Source organism: Bradyrhizobium sp. USDA 4451 (assembly GCF_054822585.1).
Genome location: NZ_JBTRCH010000001.1, coordinates 5412339 through 5428083, shown reverse-complemented (window position 1 = coordinate 5428083; position 15745 = coordinate 5412339). Strand labels below are relative to the sequence as shown.

The window sequence follows — 15745 nt, the reverse complement described above, 5'->3', positions numbered from 1 at the left end:
AACCGTTAGTTCTATTTGAGACCAAGTCGTTCGACATGCTGCCCCGCCTTGGCGGGGGCTTTTGTGCTGCAGCAAACGCGACGCGCCTCGAACCGCCGGACCTGACCGATTTAACGCGCGTCAGGTGCGCGCTCAGCCATGTCCGTTGCGGGAGCCAAGGCGGATATCGCGGACCAGCGGTCGCTGAAATCCCTGGCCGGGAGCGCGTCCGTGTCGGCGACCACAACGCCCGCGGTCCGGGGCAAGTGCGACCTCACCGTCGCGGCAGTTGCCGTGACAGCCAGCACGGCGACGGCCACGAACCCGGTAATCGTTCGATGCTTTGTCATTAGAACCTCCTCCGGTCCCACGCCCACTTGACGTGGGTCACAGGAACCGTCGCACTGGTTCATCAATGCAAAGACAAAACGGATCGTGTGAGATCGGACAACGAACTTGTCCCAAATCACCTACCCGGCGCGCGCCGCCCGGCGCAGCGATTGCGGCGGCTGGCCGAAGGCCCGGATGAAGGCGCGGCGCATCCGCTCGGGATCGCGGAAGCCGGTGATCTCGGCGACACGCTCGATCGCCTCGCCCGACGACTGCACGCGCTGCCGCGCCACCTCGATGCGCAGCCGCTCCACCGCTTTCGACGGCGTGGTGCCGGTCTCGGCGATGAAGGCGCGGGTGAAATGCCGCGAGCTCATCCCGGCCTTGTCGGCGAGATCCTCGACCGTCAGCGGCGCGTCGAGATGCTCGCGCGCCCAGGCCAGCAGCGGCCCGAACCGTCCGTTCGGCGTCTTCAATTCCAGCAGCGAGGAGAACTGCGACTGCCCGCCGCTGCGGCGGTGGTACAGCACGAGCTGGCGCGCGGTTTTCTGCGCGATCTCGTCGCCGTAATCCTCGGTGATCATGGCGAGCGCGAGGTCGATGCCGGCGGTGATGCCGGCCGAGCTCCAGATATTGCCGTCGCGCACGAAGATCTGGTCCGGCTCGAGCTTGATCTTCGGATAGGCCTTCACGAAATGCGGTGTGCGCTGCCAATGCGTGGTGGCGCGGCGGCCGTCGAGTAGGCCAGCTTCGGCCAGCACATAGGCGCCCGAGCAGACGCTGGCGACGCGGACGCCGCGCTCCGCCATCCGTCGCACGAAGGACAGCGTGATCGGACAGGTCGCCGGCGCGCGCACACCGTTGCCGCCCGCAATGATCAGCGTCGTGATCGCCGCCGACGGCTTGAAGCCGCGCGCAAGCATCTCGACGCCGGACGACGAGCGCACCGGCCCCGCCTTCACCGCGATCGTCTTGATAGCAGGCGGGCTGTCGGCGAATCGCGCAGCGATCTCGAACGCCGCGATCGGGCCGGCCGCGTCGAGCAGCTGGAAGTCGGGAAAGATCAGGATGCCGATCATGTGCCAAATCCTCGCTACGCCAAATCCTGGCAAATGGCGACACGTCCTAAAATGAGGGAATTACGCCATTTTGGACAAGAGGCCATCATGGCATCGTGGTTCCGTCAAGCGCTATTTGGAGACTTCCGATGTCCGAACCCCTGCAGATTGGATTGCTCGTCTTCCCGAAGGTGACTCAGCTCGACCTGACCGGCCCGCTTCAGGTGTTCTCCTCGGTGCCCGGCGCCAAGGTGCATCTGATCTGGAAGCGGATCGAACCCGTGCAGACTGATTCCGTGATGGTCCTGACGCCGACCACCAGCTTCGCCGACTCGCCGCAGCTCGACGTGATCTGCGTGCCCGGCGGGTTCGGCACCGACGACATGGTCGGCGACGAGGAGATGCTGGCCTTCCTGCGCAAGCAGGCCGAGGGAGCCAAATACGTCACGTCGGTATGCACGGGATCGCTGGTGCTCGGCGCCGCCGGTCTGCTGAAAGGCTACCGCGCCACCACGCATTGGAGCGCGATCGATTTCCTCGCCGGCTTTGGCGCGATCCCCACCAGGACCCGTGTCTGCGTCGACCGCAATCGCTTCACCGGCGGCGGCGTCACCGCAGGCATCGATTTCGCGCTGACGCTGGTGTCCGAGCTGGTCGACCGCAAGACCGCGGAAGCCATTCAGCTCAGGCTCGAATACAACCCGGCGCCGCCGTTCAATGCCGGTTCGCCCGACACCGCGCCGGCCGAGATCCTCGCCTTCATGAAGGAGCGGATGGGGCCGGCGCATGCGCGCCGCGGCGAATTGATGGGCCGCGCGGCGGCGCGGCTCGCCCAGGGCGCGTCGCCATAACGCCAGGCGGACGTCAGGCCGGATCGAGCGCGCTGATCGTGACGTAGTAGCCGTCAGGATCCCGGAGCGAAAACTCCATGGTCCCGGTGTTGGGATTTTGATGCGGCTCTTCTTCCAAAAGGCTGACGAGCGCGCGCGCCCTTGGCAGAGCGACGTCAAGGTCGTCGACCCGGAAGAACAGCAGAAGACCGTTGCCGGGGCGCACGTCGCGGGGATTGGTCAACGTAGGATGTTCGTGGGCACCCCAGGCGTGCAGGCAGAGCAGGACCGTGCCATCGGAATCGACGATTTGTCCGAAATGGTCGTGCGCAGGCGCTGACTCCGGCAAGCCGAGCAACGACTGGTACCACCTGAAGCTCCGGGGCATGTCGGCGACGCCGATGATCGTCCACAAGCGCTTCATCTGATGCTCCCGACGCCTGCTGGATTGATCGCCGAAAGATGCCGAGCCTGTCGTGCGCGTTGCAACAGAAAAAGGCCGCCCGGTTTCCCGAGCGGCCCTTCCTGTCTCACGGTGGCCCCACATTTGCGGGCGATTTCAGGACGTCTGTACCGGGGGCCTATCTCCCGGCCGCATCCAACTCGGAGGCCGCTGCTCATCGGGACAGTCGCGATCTGGAGCCCGATCCGACGCGATGGTTTCCCATCTCCGTAAGATAGCTTCATTGAGCCGCGAAGGCGCACCTGGCGCAAGCGGGCGCCGGCAGCGGCGATGCACCTGTCCCCGCTGTTACCGTTGTCCACAGGCACGCACTTGCGCCCGGTCGCACGTGCAATGCACGCGCGCTACTACGCGCGCACGCTCGCGACAATACTGCGTGAAGCTCAGCTTCCCGGGGTCCAGGCGTGGTAGTCGCCGGTCGCCTTGGGGCGACGGCCGCTCGCCAGCGTCGAGCCGGATGGGCGGTAGGCCTGCGCGGTGCCGGTCAGGTTCGGCAGATGCGGCTTTTCCCACTCCCGCGGTGCATATTTCTGCTCGGTCGGGGGCACATCGACGGTGTGATGCAGCCAGCCGTGCCAGCCCGCCGGGATCCGGGAGGCTTCGGCATAGCCGTTATAGACCACCCAGCGGCGCTCGAAATGCAGCGTCGGGTCGATCTCGCCGCCCTTGGTGCGGTAGTAGCGATTGCCCTGCTCGTCCTCGCCGACCAGCTCGCCGTAGCGCGAGGTCCACAATTGCGTGCCAAAGGTCTGGCCGTTCCACCAGGTGAAGAATTTCAGCAGGAATTGTTTCATGCGTCGCCGGTCACGGGTTCAAGGCTATCAGGCTCTGATGCCACCTGAATCCCGAAATGTCCAGCCGCCGCCGAGGTAGCCCGGCACTCCCCTATGCCCTGCTGATGCGGCCCGTTTGGCGGCCAAATGACGCGGTCACGGGAAGTTTTGTTCACCTGCCATACATGCGCCGGCGGGCAAGCAAAGATGACGGACAATCAACGTCGCGCGCTGGAACGTCCGGCCGCAGAAGCGGTTAGACATTGTCCGTTTTGATGGAGTCCAAAATGATCAATATGAAGGTTCTGAGCACCGCTGCGGCGCTGGCGCTTGCGCTGCCGCTGGCCGTGGCGCCGACCGTTTCGTTCGCCCAGTCCGCCGCGCAGATGGGCGCGATGGGCGGTGGCGGTGGTGCCCGCGGTGGCGGCGGTGGCGGTGGCCATGTCGGCGGCGGCGGTGGTGGCTTCGGCGGCGGCCGTGGTGCGGCCATGGGTGCTGGCGGCGGCTGGCACGGTGGTGGCGGTGGCGGCCAGTGGGCCGGTGGTGGCGGCGGCGGTTGGCGCGGCGGCGGTGGCGGATGGCACGGCGGTTATCACCGTGGCGGCGGGTTCTGGCCCGGCGCGGTGGCCGGTGCAGTCGTTGGCGGCGCCCTCGCCTCGGGCGCGTATTACGGCTCCGGCTATTATGGCTACGGCCCCGGCTACTATGACGACAGCTACGGCTATTACGACGAACCGTCTGTCGCCGTGGAAGCCGTACCGGGCGGCGACGCGAGCTATTGCGCGCAGCGCTACAAGTCCTACGACCCGGCCTCGGGCACCTATCTCGGCTATGACGGTCTGCGGCACCCCTGCCCGTAACGAAGGCCTGAATCGCTGGTTAAAAAAGGGCGGCGGCAACGCCGCCCTTTTCATGTCCGCAGGGCGACCGCCACGGCTGCGAAGGTCACGAGCAGCGCCGCGATGTCGCTCGTGCTGAGCGGCTCGCGCAGCATCGCCGCCGCCGCCAGCACGCCGACGACCGGCACCAGCAGCGTGCCGATCGATGCAGTCGCCGCCGGCAGCCGCTGCAGCGCCGCAAACCAGCAGACATAGCAAAGGCAGAACTGGATCAGCGTCATGTAGACCATCGACGCCCAGCCGAGCTGCGACAGCGCGGCAAGCTGCGGCTGCTCGATCACGAGGCCGGCGATCGCGACCGGCACGCAGCCGATCGCAAGCTGCCAGGCGGCGAGCGACAGCGGCGGCATTGCGAGCTTGAAATACTTGGTCAGCACCGTGCCGAGCGCGACGCAAAGCGCGCCGGCGACCGCGAACAGGATGCCCGGCAACTTGCCAAGGCTCGCATCGATGCCGCCGCCGCCGATCAGCGCGGCAATCCCGGCCAGCGCCACGGCAAGCGCTGTCGCGCGCGGCAGCGACACCCGCTCGCCGAGAACCGGCCAGGCCACCAGCGCGACCCATACCGGGATCGAGATCCCGAGCACGGCCGCTTCGCTGGCGCGCAGCCAGATCAGCGCGAGGCCCATCGAGGCGACCCAGCCGCCGATCGACAGCGTCGACACCAAGGCAAGCCGCGGCCACATGCCATCCGGCACGCGCAACGTCTCGCCGCGCGCGAGCGCCACCAAACCGAGCGCGAGCGCGCCGATCACGCCGCACAGCCCGCGCGACGACAGCGGCGGCCACTCGGTCAGCAGGAATTTCATGATCGGGAAATTGAGACCCCAGCCGGTCGAGGCGACCACCAGAGATGCGAGGCCGAACGGTGACAGCGGGGCGCGGCCGGCGACGGGAACTGCGATCATGGACCTGTCGTCATGTGGGCGGACAAATACAAGTGATGGCGTCAGGGCTAGCTGGAAATCCGCTTGTCAGCAAACGGCATATGCATTCTATGATACAGACTTTCCACTTGGGTTCCGCCTTAATCGGCAGACGGGCCAAGCGAGTCGACGGCACGCGGGGCCGCAAAAAGAGGATGCATCGTGCCGAGCGTTCTCGTGGTCGATGACGACCCGATGGTGTGCGTTGCCATCGAGGTGTGTTTGCAGCGCCAGGGCTTCGACGTCACCGTCGCCGACGGCGGTGAAGCCGGCATGCGCGCGCTGGAAAAAGCCACCTTCGACGTGATGCTGGTCGACGTCTTCATGCCGCATATGCGCGGTTTCGAGGCGATTCGCGTCTTCCACGAGCGCGCTCCCGATATTCCCGTGATCGCGATGTCCGGCTACGCCTTCGCCAATGCCGACCGGGCGCCGGACTTCCTGCGGATGACGATCGAGCTTGGCGCCTCCGCCTGCCTGCGCAAGCCGTTCACCCCGCAGGCGCTGATTGCCGCCGTTAACGAATGTCTGGCGAAGTCCGCTCCTTCCGCTCGTCTTTCGAAATAATTGCTCGTACTCTCGTCGTCGATGGCTTCCCAGCGTCTCATTCTTGGCAGCGGCCTTGCGATCCTCCTTGTCATCAGCGCGGCGTCGATCGGGCTGGATGTCAAGTCGCGCAGCGCGATTGATTCGGTCGATCACACGCTGAAGATCCTCAAATGCATCTCCGACGCGCGGCCGCTGCCGCGCGGCGTCGAGAGCGCGGCACGCGGCTTCGCGCTGACCGGCGACGCCTCCTTCGCCGACGAGTTCCGCGACCAGAGCACGGCCCTCACCGCCGCGTTCGACGAGCTGATGACCGCCGTGAAGTCGGCGCCGCAGGAAGCCCAGTTGCTCGCCGGCACCAGGGGACAGGTCGAGCGCGCGATTGCGCTCGGCGCCGAACTGATCCGCTTGCGCACCGCGGGCGATACCGCCGGCGCCGCGGCGCTGATCTCCGCGGGCGAGAGCCGCGCCCTGACCGACAAGGTCGGGGCCGCGCTCGACCGCCTGGTCGCCGAGGAGCGCCGCCTGCTCGCGATTCGCACCGACCAGTCGAAGACCAACGGCCGGCTGCTGCTGGCCATCGACCTCGCCGGCGTTGCGATGATCCTGGCGCTCGCGGTCGCGCTGACGCTGACGGCTCGGCGCGCCAGCCGCGAATTGCAGGGCGCGCTCAGCGCGACCAAGGCGACCAATCTGTCGCTCGAGGGCAAGGTGGCCGAGCGCACCAAGGATCTCGGCGCCGCCCTCGAAGAGCTCCGCCGGTCCACCTCGGTGATGGAAACCACCTTCCGCACCATGGCGGAGGCGGTGCTGGTGCTCGACGGCACCGGCACGGTGCTGCTCTCCAACCCGGCGGCCGAGAAGATGCTGCGCTACAAGCCGGGCATGACGGTGCGGCAGCTGCGCGCCATGAGCAACGTATTCCAGGCCGACGGCGAGACGCCGATGCGGGCCGACGACATGCCCTCGGCGAGGGCGTTGCGCGGCGAGGAATTCGACGGGCTGGAGTTCGTCGCCAAGCCGGTGCGCGGCGCGCCGGAAATCCACCTCGTGGTGTCGGGCCGGCCGCTGCGCGACGGCGACAATGCCATCACCGGCGCTGCGCTGATCTATCACGACATCACCGCCTCGCGCGAAACCGAGCACAAGCTGCAACAGGCGCAGAAGCTCGACGCCATCGGCAAGCTGACCGGCGGCGTCGCGCACGACTTCAACAACATGCTGACCGTCATCACCGGCACGACGGAGACGCTGGTCGACAGCCTGCGCACGCAGCCGAAGCTGGCGCAGACCGCCGAGCTGATCGACCGCGCCGCCGAACGCTGCCGCGAGCTGATCCAGCATCTGCTCGCCTTCGCCCGCCGCCAGCCGCTGGAGCCGCGCACCGTCGACATCAACGGCACCGTGGTCGATATCGCAAAGCTGCTGCGGCCGACGCTCGGCGAGCAGATCGAGATCAGTTCGGTGCTGGCGCCCGATGTCGCCAGCGTCCATATCGATCCGTCGCAGCTCGCCAATTCGCTGCTGAACATGGCGATCAACGCCCGCGACGCGATGCCGAACGGCGGCAAGCTCTTGTTCGAGACCAAGAACATCGTGCTCGACGACGCCTATGCTTCTGTCAATCCGGACATCACGCCGGGCCGCTACGTGCTGCTCGCGGTCAGCGACACCGGCACCGGCATGTCGCACGCGGTGCAGGACAAGGTGTTCGAGCCGTTCTTCACCACCAAGGAGGTCGGCAAGGGCTCCGGCCTCGGCATGAGCATGGTGTACGGCTTCGTCAAGCAGTCCGGCGGCCACATCAAGATCTACAGCGAGGAAGGCCACGGCACCACGATCAAGCTCTATCTGCCCCCTGCCCGCGGCCAGGTCGAGGTCGAGGCCGCAGCGCCCGAGCCGGTGCGGCGCGGCAGCGAAGTCATCCTGGTGGTGGAAGACGATCAGCTGGTGCGCAACTACGTGGTCACGCAGCTCGGCAGCCTCGGCTACAAGACCATCGCGGTGCCGGACGCCCGCGCCGCGCTGGCGCTGGTCGACAAGGGCGAGAAGTTCGACCTGCTGTTCACCGACGTCATCATGCCCGGCGGCATGAACGGCCGCCAGCTCGCCGACGAAGTGAGAAAACGGCGACCCGGCCTCAAGGTGCTCTACACTTCGGGCTATACCGAGAACGCCATCGTGCATCACGGCCGCCTCGACGAAGGCGTGCTGCTGCTGGCAAAACCCTATCGCAAGGCGCAGCTCGCCAGCATGCTGCAGCAGGCGCTGGGCGAGTGATGTGACTCTTACCGCGATGACCCATCAGCCCCGTCATCCTGAGGAGCGCGCCCTTGCGCGCGTCTCGAAGGATCGACGGCCACCGGCCGGGCCGTGCATCCTTCGAGACGCGCTTCGCGCTCCTCAGGATGACGGGGCTAGACGCATCCTAGCGCCAACGACCGCTCTACGCGCAGCGAGATGCACCTACCTTGTCGCCAGCGCGACGCCGGCCAGCGTGAACAGCAACGCCGTGATCTGGATCGGCCCGAGCGGCTCATGCAGCGCGACCGCTGAGGCAATCACGCCGATCACCGGCACCGCCATGGTACCGATCGCCGCCACCGAGGCCGGCAGGCGGGCCAATGCTGCAAACCAGGCGACATAGGCGACGCAGAACTGGATCAGCGTCGAATAGACCAGCAGCCACCAGCCGACGGTGGTGATACGGTCGAGATGCGTGGTCTCGATCAGCAGGCCGACGATCGTGATCGGCACGCAGCCGAGGCCGATCTGCCAAGCCGCCGCCGGGATCGGCGGCAGCAGCACGGGATATCTCTTCGCCAGCACCGTGCCGAGCGCAAAGCCGAACGCGCCGCCGAGCGCCATGATGATTCCGGGCAGCTTCTCCTTGCTCGCGGAAATGCCGTTGCCGCCCATGATCGCGGCAAGCCCCGCGAACGCCATCACCAGCGCGATGGTGCGCAACAGCGTCGGCCGCTCGCCGAGCACCGGCCAGGCCAGCAGCGAAGCCCAGACCGGCATGGTGTAGGCGATCAGCGCGGTCTCGCTCGCCGGCAGCCAGAGCAGCGCAAGCCCCATCAGCACCATCCAGCCGGTGACGTTGAGCAGCGAATACAGCACGAGGCGCGGCCACAGCCTGGCCTCGACATGCAGGCTCTGGGCGCGGATCAGCGCCAGCGCCGCCAGCAGCACGGCGCCGATCACGCCGGTGGTGCCGCGCAAGGTCAGCGGCGGCAGCTCGCTGAGCAGGAACTTGGTGGACGGCCAGTTGAATCCCCAACCCACCGAGGTGATGGCGAGGAACATCAGGCCGGCGGGCGCAAGGCGCGGCCGCGCGGTGGGCTTTGGATCTGTCATGGAACCCGGCGAGGGTGTGAAAACGATGTGAGTCGGCCGCAGCTTGCCCGCGATTTTGTCGCCGGACCATCACGCCGCTGACATGCCTGATCCGTAGTTTGCCCGTAGCCCTACGTGAGTCCCCAAAATTCAATCCGGGGCGGCGAATAAAAACTTCACCTGTGAACAGCGGGGCGAAACGCCAATCCACAGGGCTGAGGAATTTTTTTGGCTTGGGAATCCCTGAGGACTCACCGATAGTTGGCGTCATCACAGGCGCGGCACCAGCCCTGTTATCCCCCCTCCTCTCCACCATATTTAGTGTTTGATTCAGAAACTCGTACTAGTCCTTGACGGGCGTGACGGACATGGCCTAGCTTTCAACCTGTTCGGCGCGAGTGTGTTTGGGTCCCCGCCGGTCGCTCCCACAAGGGTTCCAAAATGACCACTCCGCCAGGCCTTCGGGCCGCGGGTGAAGGGCTTGTCTGCCCTGATTTTGGGACGCCGACGGGGACGACGAACGGGCCGAGAAGGACCCGCAAACAGAGGCCGAAACCGGCCCGCAAGTGAGCGTACGCGTGACGTGTCGCGTGAGCGTTTGGGGCGTTGAATGCATGACCCGGAGGACCCGACCAGTCGGGCACCCCTTAGGGATTGTGCCGCCGCAGGGCCGGGCCTAACCGGCGCCGAGCGGAAGAGAGAACAGGCCGGGTCCACCGGCTGAGCTGCGGATGACGGGAGGCGTGCCCACACGTGTTCCGGACTCCGCGAACAGACAACATTCCGGCAACCTGCGGCGAAACGTGGGACCGGGCAGAAGAAGTGACGGGGCTCGACCATGCGAATCGAACGACGCAACACCACCAGCGGACAGTCTCCCTATGCCGGGATCAATTTCCGCCTGACCACCTCAGAGATCCGCAATCCGGACGGCTCGGTCGTGTTCCGTGCCGAGAACGTCGAGGTTCCGGAGTTCTGGTCGCAGGTCGCCTCCGACGTGCTGGCGCAGAAGTATTTCCGTAAAGCGGGCGTCGCCGCGCGCCTGAAGAAGGTCGAGGAAGAGACCGTGCCGTCGTGGTTGTGGCGTTCGGTGCCGGACACCGAGGCGCTCGCGAGCCTCCCCGAGAACGAGCGCATCGTCGGCGAGACCAGCGCCAAGCAGGTGTTCGATCGCCTCGCCGGCTGCTGGACCTATTGGGGCTGGAAGGGCGGCTACTTCTCGAGCGAAGACGACGCGCTGGCCTTCTTCGACGAGATCCGCTTCCAGCTGGCAAAGCAGATGGTCGCGCCGAACTCGCCGCAGTGGTTCAACACCGGTCTCCATTGGGCCTACGGGGTCGATGGTCCCGGCCAGGGCCACTACTATGTCGACTGGAAGACCGGCAAGCTGACCAAATCGAAATCGGCCTATGAGCATCCGCAGCCGCATGCCTGCTTCATCCAGGGCGTCGGCGACGACCTCGTCAACGAGGGCGGCATCATGGACCTCTGGGTGCGCGAGGCGCGCCTGTTCAAGTACGGCTCCGGCACCGGCTCCAACTTCTCGAGCCTGCGCGGCGAAGGTGAAAAGCTGTCCGGCGGCGGCCGCTCGTCCGGCCTGATGAGCTTCCTCAAGATCGGCGACCGCGCTGCCGGCGCGATCAAGTCGGGCGGCACCACCCGCCGCGCCGCCAAGATGGTGGTGGTCGATGCCGACCATCCCGATATCGAGACCTATATCGACTGGAAGGTGAAGGAGGAGCAGAAGGTTGCGGCGCTCGTCACCGGCTCCAAGATCAACCAGAAGCACCTCAAGGCCGTGATGAAGGCCTGCGTCAACTGCGAAGGCAGTGGCGACGATTGCTTCGATCCCGAGAAGAACCCGGCGCTGCGCCGCGAGATCAAGCTCGCCCGCCGCGCGCTGGTCCCTGACAACTACATCAAGCGCGTGATCCAATTTGCAAAACAGGGCTACAAGGAGATCTCGTTCGACATCTACGACACCGACTGGGATTCCGAGGCGTATCTGACCGTCTCCGGCCAGAACTCCAACAATTCGGTGTCGCTGAAGGACGACTTCCTGCGCGCGGTGGAAACCGACGGCGACTGGAATCTGGTCGGCCGCACCACCAAGAAGGTCACCAAGACGCTGAAGGCCCGCGACCTCTGGGAGAAGATCGGTTACGCCGCCTGGGCGTCGGCCGATCCCGGCCTGCACTTCAACACCACGATGAACGACTGGCACACCTGCAAGGCGTCCGGCGACATCCGCGCCTCCAATCCGTGCTCGGAATACATGTTCCTCGACGACACGGCGTGCAACCTGGCTTCTGCTAATCTCCTCACGTTCTACAGCACCAGCACAAAACGGTTCGACATCGAGTCCTACGAGCATCTCTGCCGGCTCTGGACCATCGTGCTCGAAATCTCCGTGATGATGGCCCAGTTCCCGTCGAAGGCGATCGCCGAGCTGTCCTACGAGTTCCGCACCCTCGGCCTCGGCTTTGCCAATATCGGCGGTCTCTTGATGACCATGGGCCTGCCCTATGACTCGAAGGAAGGCCGTTCGCTGTGCGGCGCGCTGACCGCCGTCATGACCGGCATCGCCTACAAGACCTCGGCGGAGATGGCGGCTGAACTGGGCACATTCCCGGGCTACAAGAAGAACGCCGCGCACATGCTGCGCGTGATCCGCAACCACCGCCGCGCCGCCCACGGCAACGCGACCGGCTATGAGGCGCTCTCGGTCAACCCGGTGCCGCTCGATCACGCCTCCTGCCCGCAACAGGACATCGTCACCCATGCCAAGCTCGCCTGGGACGACGCGCTGGCGCTCGGCGAGGTCAACGGCTATCGCAACGCCCAGACCACGGTGGTGGCGCCGACCGGCACCATCGGCCTGGTGATGGATTGCGACACCACCGGCATCGAGCCCGATTTCGCGCTGGTGAAGTTCAAGAAGCTCGCCGGCGGCGGCTACTTCAAGATCATCAACCAGGCGGTGCCGTCAGCGCTGCGCGCGCTCGGCTATCGCGAGAGCGAGATCGCCGAGATCGAGGCCTACGCCGTCGGCCACGGCTCCCTGTCGAATGCCCCGGGAATCAACGCCTCGACGCTGAAGGCAAAAGGCTTCACCGATGAAGCCATCGCGAAGGTGGAAAAGGCGCTGCCGACCGCGTTCGACATCAAGTTCGCCTTCAACAAGTGGACGTTTGGCGAGGATTTCATCCGCGACCAGCTCGGCATCGGCGCCGAAGCCATCGCGGCCCCCGGCTTCGACCTGCTCCAGGCTGTCGGCTTCACCAAGCGCGAGATCGAGGCCGCCAACGTCCACATCTGCGGCGCGATGACGGTGGAAGGCGCGCCGCATCTGAAGGCCGAGCACTACCCGGTGTTCGATTGCGCCAACCCCTGCGGCAAGATCGGCAAGCGCTATCTGTCGGTCGAGAGCCACATAAGGATGATGGCGGCCTCGCAGCCGTTCATCTCGGGTGCGATCTCCAAGACCATCAACATGCCGAACGACGCCACCGTGGAGGACTGCAAGTCCGCCTACCTGTTGTCGTGGAAGCTGGCACTGAAGGCCAACGCGCTGTACCGCGACGGCTCGAAACTGTCGCAGCCGCTCAACTCGCAGCTCATCTCCGACGATGAGGACGAGGACGATGTGGTCGAAGCGCTCTACGAGAAGCCGATGGCCGCGCGTGCCGCCCAGGTCTCGGAGAAGATCGTCGAGAAGCTGGTCGAGCGCATCGTCGTGATGCGCGAGCGCGAGAAGATGCCGGACCGCCGCAAGGGCTACACCCAGAAGGCTGTGGTCGGCGGCCACAAGGTGTACTTGCGCACCGGCGAATATGACGACGGCCGGCTCGGCGAGATCTTCATCGACATGCACAAGGAAGGCGCTGCACTCCGCTCCTTCATCAACAACTTCGCGATTGCGGTCTCGCTCGGCCTGCAATACGGCGTGCCGCTGGAAGAATATGTCGACGCCTTCACCTTCACCCGCTTCGAGCCCGCAGGCCCCGTGCAGGGCAACGACTCGATCAAATACGCGACCTCGATCCTCGACTATGTCTTCCGCGAGCTCGCGGTGAGCTACATGTCGCGCTTCGATCTCGCCCATGTCGATCCGAACGAGAGCGGCTTCGACGCGCTCGGCAAGGGCGTCGAGGAAGGCAAGGAGCAGCCGGAAGAGGCGCCGCAGCACCAGGCGACGAAATATCTGTCGCGCGGCCTCACCCGCTCGCGCACCGACAACCTCGTCATCATGCGCGGCGGCTCGGCCGCGGTGAGCCAGAACGCCGACAACGCGCCGGCCGGCGGCAACCGCGTGACCTCACTGGCCTCGCACGGCGCAACCGCGCGCGGTGCCTCCGACACCGTCGAGGGCGCGGTCGCCCTGAAGCAGGAAGTCAGCCACGACCTCTCGCCGACCGAGAAGCTCGAGGCCCTGCAACAATGGAGCAAGCCCGGCTCAGCCGCAGCCGCCGCCCCGTCCAAGGCGGAGCGTCGTGCCGAAGCCAAGGCAAAAGGCTACGAAGGCGAGATGTGCTCGGAGTGCGGCAACTTCACGCTGGTGCGGAACGGGACGTGCATGAAGTGCGATACTTGCGGCAGCACGACGGGGTGTTCGTGAGGTGCGATCTGCATCACAACTAACTGCACGACATAGCAGAAGGCGGCCGCGAGGCCGCCTTTTGCTTTCACAATAAGACAGGGCTGATATCGCAAAGGTAATTCATGAGTGAACATTCAGAAATGCCGTACGAAAAGGCGATCGAAGAAACGGCGAAGACGACAGGAAAGGCTCTTGATCTTGCTCGAGCAATGAGCCCAGCGATAGCAAATGCATACGGATTGCTCATCGGCGACCGTATTGCAGCAGCTCGCGAACGGAATCTCGATGCAATCACGAGGAAGACTCAGAAAATTCTTGAAGAGAGGAATGCTCAAGACAACGCCAAGCCCATCCCAGAGCAGTTGGGAGTCCAACTTCTTGAACATGCCCAAGGCGAAACGCGCGAAACTATTCAGGATCTTTATGCTGCCCTATTGGCGAATGCCATGGACGAACACTTTGCTAGAGACGTACGACCAGAATTCATCCAAGTTGTTAGCCAATTGCAGCCAATCGATGCGATGATACTCAACACCATCAAGCAAAATCACATGGAGCCATCTCGGAGAGTTTTTGGAAGCAACCATATTTGCGAGGCACTGGAGAACTATCGTCCGACTGCAATAGAGGTAAGCCTTGAACACCTCCGAAAACTGGGTTGCTTGGGCTCACATGCGCAAGGCACGGTGATTTCCAATTTCGGGATTGAGTTCATGACCGCCTGCGATCCGCACGCTGACCAAGCGTAACGAGGATTAGCCGAGACGACTTGGTGTCGTCGATGCAGACCTTGATTATTACCACTCTCGATCGCTGAACCCGGTTGCCACAAAACCCCGATGCATGACCTTCTCGCCGAGGATCTTGATCATCTGATCCATTTGGTACTCGGGAGCGCTGGGCTCTTTCGACTTCAATAAGGCCACCCCATCGCGCCTTGAATAGAATGCAATAAGATCGGCAAGCTGGATGGCTCGACAGGCGTCCTTTTTTACGAAGCCGATTGAGTCAAGGACGCTTTCAAGTTTGTAGTGCTCGCGAACCCAGCGAAACTCTCTTTCGGCTTGGGCATTGTTATCGTGTCCTTCTTCAAGAAGAAATTTGACGCCTTCCGAATGCACCCGCTTCCCGATCCGGATGTCGCGGAGCAGCCAATCAACGATCACTTGGAAGCAGAACGTATAGGGTGCCACGGTCTGGCGCGAAGTATCCAAACGATACATCGCATGATCCCTGTAGTTTCCCTTCTCAGCCGACATGCTTACGCCGAAAGCCACGTACTTTGAAGCGACCTGAGCTATTCTGGCTACGAACGCTTCCTTCTTAAGAACCGACCAACCTTTGAATTCCCCGCGCGTATTGTGAAGATCTACAGCGTGGAGGACTTTGACCTCTCGCTCTGCAAAGTATGGTTCGACTTCCTTTTCAAGCCCATGCCTCCTCGCGCGCGAGGTATCCCGCAATCGTCGTAATAGGGTTCTGGGAATCCTTCCCACTGTCGTCGAGATAGCAAACCAGCATAATCCGCGCCCAAATGCCTTGGCGAACGCCGGCCTACATTCTACCTTACGCCGTCAACCAAAGAAGCCCGTCCAATAGCCGTATCCACCGACTCCCGCTGTCACCACACTCACCCTCAGGACTTTCGAAAGCCACCCCCGCTTACGCTTCCGCCTTCGCTCAATGAGCTACGGCGGACAAGTCGCTGACCCGCCCTACTCGTTGCCTGCTTATCGAAGCGCACACAACGCTTCCGCAGAACCTCACGCCGCCTTCGCCGTATTGTCTTCCGCCGGCGCCGTCTCCATCGCGCGCATGTAGAGATCGAGCAAGCTTTCACGCTCGTCGCGCTCGTCCTGGTCCTGCTTGCGCAGCTTGATGATCTTCTTGAGCAAGCGTAGCCCGGATGAGCGAAGCGACATCCGGGGCCGACACACAGGTCCCAAGATCAATCCAGCATATCGCTTTGCTCATGCGGGCTGCTTGCTGGCAGTGCCTGCGC

12 protein-coding genes and 1 pseudogene are annotated in these 15745 nt (G+C 64.4%); 6 read left to right on the top strand and 7 right to left on the bottom strand.

Annotated features, from left to right (window positions below):
- Positions 1-449: 449 nt before the first annotated feature.
- Positions 450-1388, bottom strand: a complete 939-nt coding sequence (locus ACVMB0_RS24990; RefSeq protein WP_461348006.1) for a GlxA family transcriptional regulator — start codon at positions 1386-1388, stop codon at positions 450-452.
- Positions 1389-1516: 128 nt separating this feature from the next.
- On the opposite strand from ACVMB0_RS24990, the gene ACVMB0_RS24985 reads away from it, so the two are divergent.
- Positions 1517-2218, top strand: a complete 702-nt coding sequence (locus tag ACVMB0_RS24985; RefSeq protein ID WP_461348005.1) for a DJ-1/PfpI family protein — start codon at positions 1517-1519, stop codon at positions 2216-2218.
- Between the two features lie 13 nt (positions 2219-2231).
- Here the strand turns inward: ACVMB0_RS24985 and ACVMB0_RS24980 are convergent, their stop codons facing one another.
- Both ACVMB0_RS24980 and ACVMB0_RS24975 read right to left on the bottom strand, forming a co-directional pair.
- On the bottom strand, positions 2232-2621 hold the full coding sequence (locus ACVMB0_RS24980) for a VOC family protein (protein ID WP_461348004.1): 390 nt from the start codon (positions 2619-2621) through the stop codon (positions 2232-2234).
- A gap of 422 nt (positions 2622-3043) precedes the next feature.
- Positions 3044-3454, bottom strand: a complete 411-nt coding sequence (locus tag ACVMB0_RS24975) for an NADH:ubiquinone oxidoreductase subunit NDUFA12 (RefSeq protein ID WP_456755077.1) — start codon at positions 3452-3454, stop codon at positions 3044-3046.
- Positions 3455-3720: 266 nt separating this feature from the next.
- Here ACVMB0_RS24975 and ACVMB0_RS24970 point away from each other — a divergent pair, with 266 nt between their 5' ends.
- A complete protein-coding gene (locus tag ACVMB0_RS24970; RefSeq protein ID WP_461348003.1) occupies positions 3721-4293 on the top strand; it encodes a BA14K family protein in 573 nt (190 codons plus the stop codon).
- A gap of 50 nt (positions 4294-4343) precedes the next feature.
- Here ACVMB0_RS24970 and ACVMB0_RS24965 read toward each other — a convergent pair whose 3' ends face one another.
- The gene (locus ACVMB0_RS24965) at positions 4344-5240 is read right to left on the bottom strand and encodes a DMT family transporter (protein ID WP_461348002.1); all 897 of its coding nucleotides are present in this window, start codon (positions 5238-5240) and stop codon (positions 4344-4346) included.
- Positions 5241-5420: 180 nt separating this feature from the next.
- Between ACVMB0_RS24965 and ACVMB0_RS24960 the strand changes: the two genes are divergently transcribed.
- Positions 5421-5825, top strand: coding sequence for a response regulator (locus ACVMB0_RS24960; RefSeq protein ID WP_076860141.1), 405 nt, complete (start codon positions 5421-5423; stop codon positions 5823-5825).
- Positions 5826-5846: 21 nt separating this feature from the next.
- On the top strand, positions 5847-8084 hold the full coding sequence (locus tag ACVMB0_RS24955; RefSeq protein ID WP_456755080.1) for a CHASE3 domain-containing protein: 2238 nt from the start codon (positions 5847-5849) through the stop codon (positions 8082-8084).
- Positions 8085-8270: 186 nt separating this feature from the next.
- Here the strand turns inward: ACVMB0_RS24955 and ACVMB0_RS24950 are convergent, their stop codons facing one another.
- The gene (locus ACVMB0_RS24950; protein ID WP_461348001.1) at positions 8271-9164 is read right to left on the bottom strand and encodes a DMT family transporter; all 894 of its coding nucleotides are present in this window, start codon (positions 9162-9164) and stop codon (positions 8271-8273) included.
- Between the two features lie 817 nt (positions 9165-9981).
- Between ACVMB0_RS24950 and ACVMB0_RS24945 the strand changes: the two genes are divergently transcribed.
- Positions 9982-13761 (top strand): vitamin B12-dependent ribonucleotide reductase, encoded by a 3780-nt coding sequence (locus tag ACVMB0_RS24945; protein ID WP_461348000.1) that lies wholly within the window; start codon positions 9982-9984, stop codon positions 13759-13761.
- A gap of 104 nt (positions 13762-13865) precedes the next feature.
- Positions 13866-14492 (top strand): Abi-alpha family protein, encoded by a 627-nt coding sequence (locus ACVMB0_RS24940; RefSeq protein WP_461347999.1) that lies wholly within the window; start codon positions 13866-13868, stop codon positions 14490-14492.
- A 48-nt stretch (positions 14493-14540) separates the two neighbouring features.
- Here the strand turns inward: ACVMB0_RS24940 and ACVMB0_RS24935 are convergent, their stop codons facing one another.
- On the bottom strand, positions 14541-15239 hold the full coding sequence (locus ACVMB0_RS24935; protein WP_461347998.1) for a DUF3800 domain-containing protein: 699 nt from the start codon (positions 15237-15239) through the stop codon (positions 14541-14543).
- Positions 15240-15506: 267 nt separating this feature from the next.
- Positions 15507-15644, bottom strand: a pseudogene (locus tag ACVMB0_RS24930) (GapR family DNA-binding domain-containing protein); the annotation flags it as partial.
- Positions 15645-15745: the final 101 nt, after the last annotated feature.